Below are 6,933 nucleotides of genomic sequence, written 5' to 3' on the forward strand. Positions count from 1 at the left end.
GTTCGATTCCTGTCGGGGGCACCATGTGATCTCTCAAGAGATCGAAAGTGCCGCACCTGCGACCAGCCCCGCTCACTTCCAGACGCGTACGCGGTCGACCTGCATCGTCGCCGGAAGCGGCGATGCCGCGGCATCGAACCGGTTCGCGGTCGTCGCGACGCCGAGCGCCTGGGTCAGCGCGATGATGAACGGCTGGTCGAATGGCGCGGGCCTGGTCAGCGGTGCCGCAGGGTTCCAGCTGTGCTGCAGGCACCTCTTGCCGTCGTACGAGATCGTCAACGTCCGCGGCGTCCACTCGAGCAGGTAGTCGTGCCACGCGGACGGATCGGCGACGAGGCAGTCGTTGTTGGTGACGCTGGGGTCCGGCGCGGCAGGCGTGTAGTGGACGTACGGGATGACCCGGTCGGGATAGACCGAGTAGTACTCCCCGATGTCGATCTCACCCGCCATCGGCTTGCCTCCGCGCTTGGCGGGATCCTGCGGCCAGAGCCAGATCGCGCTGTGGATGCCGGCAACCTTCACGTCGGGCATCCGGGCCCGGATCTCGAAGCGCCCGTACGTCTGCGAGAAGCGTTTCCACGTGCTCACCATGCCGCCGGTGTACTGCGTCACGAACGGGCCAGCGGGATCCTGGCACGTGAACGGGGCGGCCTCGATTCGCGCCGTGAGACGCAGGACCCCGCCCCCGACCACGACGTTGTCCTCGTTGCCGTAGCACTCCTGGTTGTTGCGGAAACCGCTCACCGCAGTTTTCTGGACGACCCACTTCTCGGGGTCGAGGCGATCGCCGTGGAAGTCGTCCACGAACGTGCAGGTCCAGTGCCCACCGCCGGGCTTGTCGACGCTGGCGCCGCAGTCCGGTCCGTGGCGACCCTCACTCCCGTCGGATCCGCACCCCGCGAGCAGGGCGCCGACGGTGACCGCTGCGACTGCCAACGCTCGCCGGGCACCGAAACGGGACTTCATGGCGCCCGAGACTACGACATACCCGCCCCGTTCAGGCGCCGCGACCCTTAGCCTGTGTCACCACGGGGCAACGGGGCAACGGGGCAACGGAAAGGTGCGGCCATGGAGAAGGTCGTGGTGCTCGTCCGGGCCGACGACGCCGACGACCAGTGGTGCGAGCGGATCCGTGGACCCGTTGCCGATGAGCTGCTGGACCTGGGCGTGGGCGGTCTCACGGTCAACGTCCGCGACAGCGCGGTCCGGCACTCGGTGATGACCTTGACGACGCTGGCGCCGCCGGTGGCCGCAGTCATCAGCATCTGGACGCACCAGTCGTACGGCAGGCAGATCACCGCCGCCGTCGACCTGCTGGCCCGCGACTGCCACTCCGTCGCGGCGTACCTGGTGACCGAGTCCGTCCCGATGGCACCGCCCGAGCATCTCGGCGAGCGCTGTCCCGGACTGGCGAACGTCGCCCTGTTGCGCCGGCCGCAGCACATGGACCACGGCACGTGGCTCACGAGGTGGCAGACCGATCACACCCAGGTGGCGATCGACACCCAGGCGACGTTCGGGTACACCCAGAACGTCGTGGTCCGCCCGCTCACGCCGGACGCTCCCGTCGTCGACGGCATCGTCGAGGAGCTGTTTCCCGACGCTGCGACCACTGATCTTCATGCCTTCTTCGGAGCCGTCGACGACGCCGATCTCGAGGACAGGATGACGAGGATGGTGGCCAGCACCTCGGCCTTCGGGGCGACCGAGAACATCGACACCGTGCCGACCAGTCGCTTCCTGCTGCGATCGCCGTTCTCGGCAACCTGATCCGGCGAAAGTCGGTGTCGGCTCATCCCCGATACGGCAGGCTTACCTGGTGCAGTTCGCCAACACCGTGACCATTCGGCGCTCCCGCGAGGACGTCTTCACCTTCCTCAGCGACTTCGAGAACCTGCCGTCGTGGAACCACGCCCTCAGCAGCACACGCCGCACCGACAGCGGTCCTCTCGGGATCGGCGCGCAGTACACGCAGACGCGCAGCCTCCCGCGGCACGCGGTCGAGACGTTCGAGGTCATCCAGTTCGAGCCCAGCGATCGCCTGGCGATCCGCGGGACCCTCGGCCCGTTCCGCGCCGAGAGCAGCTATCACCTGGAATCCGTCGACGGGTCCACCGTCCTGACCAACGCGATGCAGCTCGAGCCCGAGGGCGCCCTGCGGCTGGTGGCCGGCCTCGCGGGCTCGAGCGTCAAGAAAGCCGTCGAGGCGAACCTCGGCGTCCTCAAGGAGCTGCTCGAACGCCCTTAGCTCGTACGACGTCCGCGGCCTACGACTCGTTGCTCAGCCCCATGTCATCTCGCCCTTGGCGACCTTGGTGCCCAGGTCGGCGGCGATGACGAGCCCGGCGTCCGGGTACGCGGCCAGGAGCTTGGCCTTGGCATCCTCGGCCGTCGCGGCCTCGCCGATGACCTGCTCGAACAGCCACAGGTAGTTGCGGGTGTGCGTGTAGACACCCCTGCTAGTTTATTCCTAATAGGAATAGTCGAGGAGCCCCGCATGAAGCTGACCGCCACGATGTTCATGACCCTCGACGGGGTCGTCCAAGGCCCGGGTCACGCACCCGGTGGACAGCCCGAGGACCCGTCGGACGGCTTCGAGCTGGGCGGCTGGACCGAGCCCTACGGCGACGAGGAGTCCCGGCAGCTCACGGTCGAGGAGTTCTCGCACGCTGACGCGTTCTTGTTCGGCCGCCGAACGTACGAGATCTTCTCCGGGTACTGGCCTCACGTGGCCGACCCTGACGACGCGCTGGCGGCCCGGCTCAACAGCTCCCCCAAGCACATCGCGTCGCGAAGCCCGCAGACGCTCGAGTGGGCCGGCGCGCTCCCGCTGAAGGGCGACCTCGTCGAGGCGGTCCAGACGCTCAAGGAGCAGCCCGGCGACGAGCTGCAGGTCCATGGCAGCGGTGTGCTGCTGCGGTCGTTGTGGGATGCCGGTCTGGTCGACGAATGGCGACTGCGCATCTTCCCGGTCGTGCTGGGCAGTGGCCGTCAGCTGTTCGGCCCCGGGCGGCTGCCGGGCAGGCTGCGACTCGTGGACAGCCGAACCACGCCGTCGGGCATCACCGCCCTGAGGTACGCCCGCGAGTGATGTCAGGCGTGAGCGCGACGACATGCGACCTGGTGATCCGTCACCTAGCGTGATCTCACCATGGTCCGCCTCCGACGTACGTCACCGAGCTCGCCGGGGTGGTCGCGGGTCCGGCACGGTCGCGGGTTCCGGTTCCTCGACGAGGACGGCCGGCCGCTCGAGCCGGAGCAGGTGCTGCGGTGCAAGAAGCTCGTCATCCCGCCGGCGTGGGACGAGGTCTGGATCTGCGCGGTCGAGAACGGCCACCTGCAGGCGGTCGGCAGCGACGCTGCGGGCCGGCGGCAGTACATCTACCACCCGGACTGGCGGGCCCGCCGTGACAGCGAGAAGTTCGAGCGGATGGAGGGCTTCGCCGCGTCGCTGCTCAAGCACCGGAGGGAAGCCCGCCGCCACCTCGCCGGTGCCGAGCTGAGCCTCGACCGCGTCGCCGCGACGGCGTTCAGCCTGCTCGACCTCGGGATGTTCCGGATCGGGTCCGAGCGGTACGTCGAGGAGAACGACAGCTACGGGCTCACGACGCTGGAGAAGCGACACGTGCACGTCTCGGGACGCGACATGACGTTCTCCTATCCCGCGAAGTCGGGGCAGCCCGTCGAGGTCACGGTGCGCGACGAGCCCGTGCGCGAGGTGCTCCAGGCGCTGCGGCGCCGGCGCGGCGGAGGCGATCGACTGCTGGCATACAGGTCAGGACGACGATGGCAGGACCTCGCCGCCGACGACGTCAACGCGTACGTCAAGGAGATCCTCGGCGAGCTCTACTCGGCCAAGGACTTCCGGACCTGGCGCGGCACCTCGATCGCCGCGCTGGCGCTGGCCCGCAGTGACCGCAGCACGCCGAACCGGCGCAAGAAGTCGATCGCAGCGGCGATGCGCGACGTGTCGGAGCACCTCGGCAACACCCCGGCAATCGCCCGGTCGTCGTACGTCGACCCGCGCATCATCGACCTCTACGAGGACGGCATCACGGTGCGCGCCGACCACCGCAGGGTCGCGCCCGGGGCCCCGATGAGCCGCACGCTCGAGCGCGACGTGCTCAGAATCCTGCGCCGCGCCTAGGAGGACCACTAACCTGCTCGAAACGGGTCGGTCATGGATCGTGTGGACCCAGGGAACACAATGGGTCATCGGCACGACAGATGGAGACTTCATGGCACCGGTCCACGTCGGCTACGCGGCAATGGGCGAGCAGTTCCACCCCACCGAGCTCCTCGACCTGTGCGTCCACGCCGAGTCGGCGGGGTTCAACGGCGTCATGGCCGCCGACCACTTCCAGCCGTGGGTGCCCGCGCAGGGACACGCCCCGTACGTCTGGAACGTCCTGACCGCCGCCGGTGAGCGTACGCGTGGCGACATCGGGCCCGGTGTGGTGTGTCCGTCGTTCAAGACCCATCCCGCGATGGTCGCCCAGGCATCCGCGACGCTCGCAGCGATGTACCCGGGCCGGCACTGGTTGGGGCTGGGGTCGGGTGAGGCGCTCAACGAGCACGTCGTCGGCGGCTACTGGCCCGAGGCTCCCGAGCGGCTCAACCGCATGTGGGAAGCCATCACGATCATCAACAAGCTGTTCACCGGCAAGGACGTCAAGCACAAGGGCGAGTACTTCACCCTCGAGAAGACCCGCCTGTGGACGCTCGACGAGAAGCCACCGATCTACGTCGCCACCGCCGGACCCATCACCGCCAAGCGCACCGGCAAGGAGGTAGACGGGATCATCACCCCCGGCGCCACGACCGCCAAGGTCGCCGGGCTGCTCGGCAAGTTCGCCGAGGGTGCCCGCGAGGCCGGCAAGGACCCCGACACGATGCCCAAGATCCTCCAGCTCCACCTGTCCTGGGCGCCGACGTACGAGGAGGCGCTGCAGAACGCCATGACCGAGTGGCCCAACGGCGGCATGAAGTTCCCCAAGGGCGACATCCGGTCCCCGTACGACCTGCAGGAGATGGCCAAGATGGTGCGCCCCGAGGACTTCGACGGCCGCATGCTGATCTCCGAGGACCCCGACGCCCACCGCGCCGAGATCCAGAAGTTCCTCGACGAGGGCATCGACACCGTCTACCTCCACAACGTCGGCCGCAACCAGCGCGAGTGGATCGACCTGTTCGGCCGCGACGTCCTCCCCCAGCTGCACCGTTGACCGACATGACTGCTCCCACCGAACGCGAGATCGCCCGGGCCGTCACGCGCGCCGTCGCCGGGAAGACGATCGACGCGCGCGAGGCCGCGGGACTGCTGAGCGCGCGCGGCGACGAGCTGCGCCGGCTCATGTCGGCGGCGGCGCGGGTCCGCGACGCGGGTCTGGAGTCGGCCGGCCGGCCGGGCGTCGTGACCTACAGCAAGAAGGTCTTCATCCCGCTGACCCGGCTGTGCCGCGACCGGTGCCACTACTGCACGTTCGCGACGACTCCGGGCCGCCTGCCCGCGCCGTTCCTGTCGCCCGACGAGGTGCTCGACATCGCCCGCAAGGGTGCCGCGCTGGGCTGCAAGGAGGCCCTGTTCACGCTCGGCGACCGGCCTGAGGACCGGTGGGACGACGCCAAGGAGTGGCTCACGGCCGCGGGCTACGACAGCACGCTGGAGTACGTACGCGCAATGGCGATCCGCGTGCTGGAGGAGACCGGACTGCTCCCCCATCTCAACCCCGGCGTCATGAGCTGGAAGGAGATGTCGCGGCTCAAGCCCGTCGCGCCGTCGATGGGCATGATGCTCGAGACGACGAGCCGGCGGCTGTACGAGGAGAAGGGCCAGGCGCACTACGCCAGCCCCGACAAGGACCCGGCCGTACGCCTGAGGGTGCTCGAGGACGCCGGCCGGCTCAACATCCCGTTCACCACCGGTTTGCTGATCGGGATCGGCGAGACGATCGACGACCGGGTCGAGAGCATCTTCGAGCTGCGCCGGATCGCGCGGACGTACGGGTCGATCCAGGAAGTCATCATCCAGAACTTCGTCTCCAAGGACGACACGGCGATGCGGCTGACGCCTGACCTGGAGGTCGAGGAGTACCTCGCCGCGATCGCCACGACCCGGATCCTGATGGGCCCGGCGATGCGCGTGCAGGCGCCGCCCAACCTGGTGGGCCTCGACGACTGCCGGGCGCTGCTGGACGCCGGCGTCGACGACTTCGGCGGCATCAGCCCGCTGACGCCCGACCACGTGAACCCCGAGCGACCGTGGCCGCAGATCACCGCGCTGACCGAGCTGTGCGCCGAGCGCGGGTTCACGCTGACCGAGCGGCTCACGGCGCACCCGCAGTACCTGTCCGAGCCGTGGCTCGACCCGCGGCTGCGCCCCCACGTCGAGGCGCTGGTCGCCGGCGACGGGCTCGCCCGGGCCGACGCGATCCCGGGGGGCCTGCCGTGGCAGGAGCCCGACGGCGGCTGGTCCACGGAGGGCTGGCTCTCGAAGGGGCGCACAGACCTGCACACGGAGATCGACACCGTCGGGCGTACGACGGACCGGCGCAGCGACTTCGAGGACGTCTACGGCGACTGGTCGGTGCTCCGGGACGGCCAGCCCGGTCGCGACGCGGCGCTGGTCGGCATCGGCGACGACGGGTTCGCGGTGGCGATGCGGGCCGCCGAGCGCGATCCGGCGGGGCTGTCCGACGCGGACGCACTGACGCTCATGACGGCCGAGGGCGCACACCTCGACGCTGTCACCGCCCTCGCCGACGACCTGCGCCGTCAGGCCGTTGGCGATGACGTCACCTACGTCGTCAACCGGAACATCAACTTCACCAACGTCTGCTACACCGGCTGCCGGTTCTGCGCGTTCGCCCAACGACGTACGGACGCCGACGCCTACACGCTGTCGCTCGACGAGATCGGCGACCGGGCCAGCGA

Annotated in this window: 7 protein-coding genes; 6 read left to right on the forward strand and 1 reads right to left on the reverse strand. The window is 69.2% G+C overall.

Features of this window, described 5'->3' with window-relative positions:
- Window positions 1–72 precede the first annotated feature (72 nt).
- On the reverse strand, window positions 73–966 hold the full coding sequence (locus V6M46_RS05150) for a glycoside hydrolase family 16 protein (RefSeq protein WP_332662707.1): 894 nt from the start codon (window positions 964–966) through the stop codon (window positions 73–75).
- Window positions 967–1,068: 102 nt separating this feature from the next.
- On the opposite strand from V6M46_RS05150, the gene V6M46_RS05155 reads away from it, so the two are divergent.
- From V6M46_RS05155 to cofG, 6 genes are all read left to right on the forward strand, one after another.
- The gene (locus tag V6M46_RS05155; protein ID WP_332662708.1) at window positions 1,069–1,770 is read left to right on the forward strand and encodes a hypothetical protein; all 702 of its coding nucleotides are present in this window, start codon (window positions 1,069–1,071) and stop codon (window positions 1,768–1,770) included.
- Window positions 1,771–1,819: 49 nt separating this feature from the next.
- Window positions 1,820–2,248, forward strand: coding sequence for an SRPBCC family protein (locus V6M46_RS05160; protein ID WP_332662709.1), 429 nt, complete (start codon window positions 1,820–1,822; stop codon window positions 2,246–2,248).
- 249 nt (window positions 2,249–2,497) lie between these two features.
- Window positions 2,498–3,091: a dihydrofolate reductase family protein gene (locus V6M46_RS05165; protein WP_332662710.1), complete on the forward strand. Its 594-nt coding sequence runs from the start codon at window positions 2,498–2,500 to the stop codon at window positions 3,089–3,091.
- Window positions 3,092–3,151: 60 nt separating this feature from the next.
- Window positions 3,152–4,147: a DNA topoisomerase IB gene (locus V6M46_RS05170; protein ID WP_332662711.1), complete on the forward strand. Its 996-nt coding sequence runs from the start codon at window positions 3,152–3,154 to the stop codon at window positions 4,145–4,147.
- Window positions 4,148–4,238: 91 nt separating this feature from the next.
- Window positions 4,239–5,225, forward strand: a complete 987-nt coding sequence (locus tag V6M46_RS05175) for a TIGR03557 family F420-dependent LLM class oxidoreductase (protein WP_332662712.1) — start codon at window positions 4,239–4,241, stop codon at window positions 5,223–5,225.
- A gap of 5 nt (window positions 5,226–5,230) precedes the next feature.
- Window positions 5,231–6,933 (forward strand): 7,8-didemethyl-8-hydroxy-5-deazariboflavin synthase CofG (cofG, locus tag V6M46_RS05180; RefSeq protein ID WP_332662713.1); only part of this gene is annotated, 1,703 nt, incomplete at its 3' end.

This window comes from Aeromicrobium sp. (genome assembly GCF_036676885.1).
Taxonomy (GTDB): Bacteria; Actinomycetota; Actinomycetes; order Propionibacteriales; family Nocardioidaceae; genus Aeromicrobium.

Coding starts and splice junctions, on each gene's coding strand:
- V6M46_RS05150 (WP_332662707.1), bottom strand. CDS start 966: ATGAAGTCCCGTTTCGGTGCCCGGCGAGCGTTGGCAGTCGCAGCGGTC.
- V6M46_RS05170 (WP_332662711.1), top strand. CDS start 3,152: ATGGTCCGCCTCCGACGTACGTCACCGAGCTCGCCGGGGTGGTCGCGG.
- V6M46_RS05175 (WP_332662712.1), top strand. CDS start 4,239: ATGGCACCGGTCCACGTCGGCTACGCGGCAATGGGCGAGCAGTTCCAC.
- V6M46_RS05165 (WP_332662710.1), top strand. CDS start 2,498: ATGAAGCTGACCGCCACGATGTTCATGACCCTCGACGGGGTCGTCCAA.
- V6M46_RS05155 (WP_332662708.1), top strand. CDS start 1,069: ATGGAGAAGGTCGTGGTGCTCGTCCGGGCCGACGACGCCGACGACCAG.